This is a genomic window from Vibrio sp. D173a (assembly GCF_030248475.1).
The window spans coordinates 1-754 of sequence record NZ_JAHGAH010001283.1 but is presented as its reverse complement, the minus strand read 5'-3'; the positions used below and the strand labels follow the sequence as shown (position 1 = coordinate 754).

The window sequence follows — 754 nt, the reverse complement described above, 5'->3', positions numbered from 1 at the left end:
GATCCAAATCAAGCGGAGCTAGTCTCAATTGCAGCGACCAAGATTGTCGGCAACCGCATCATCACCAGTCAGCCGTTTGAGGTCAGACTAAGAGCACCTCAATCTTTAGATTCTAACTCGATAAAAATCCATCGCATTCGCCACCAAGACCTCAAACATGGGGTCGAAGAGAAGCAAGCCATCAGCGCACTGCTCGACTTCATCGGTAATCGACCTTTGGTGGGTTACCACATCCGCTATGACAAAAAGATTCTTGATAAAGCGTGTTTAAAGCATTTTGGCTTCCCTATGCCTAATCCATTAGTAGAAGTTAGTCAGCTCTATCAAGAAAAACTCGAGAAACACCTGCCAAACGCTTATTTCGATCTAAGCCTCGATACCATCTGTCGCCAGCTCGACCTGCCGCTGCCCACCAATAAACATGATGCATTACAAGACGCTATCTCAGCCGCACTGATATTTGTGCGCCTTCAACATGGTGATCTACCACGCTTCAACTCGTCTTATTCATAAATCAACCCGCGTAAATAATTGAAACGATCTAACTCTCAAAAAAACACTTAACTCGCTATTTTTTAAGTAGAAACACGCTTCTCATCCTAAAGTCTAATTGTGGAAATGGCTCTGCTAGCCGACAGTGATAACACAACGACAGTCCACTAACTTGACTTAGAAACTGAACATAAAGGAAGTTGCCAATTCATTAGGAATGTAGGCACAAGGAGAGATGCAATGAGTGAAGCCCACGTTTATC

The 754-nt window shown here is 43.9% G+C and carries 1 protein-coding gene; it reads left to right on the top strand.

The window, feature by feature from the left end; translation table 11 throughout:
- On the top strand, positions 1-513 hold a 513-nt coding region (locus tag KIV40_RS32870; RefSeq protein ID WP_285353565.1), incomplete at its 5' end, for a 3'-5' exonuclease.
- Positions 514-754 lie beyond the last annotated feature (241 nt).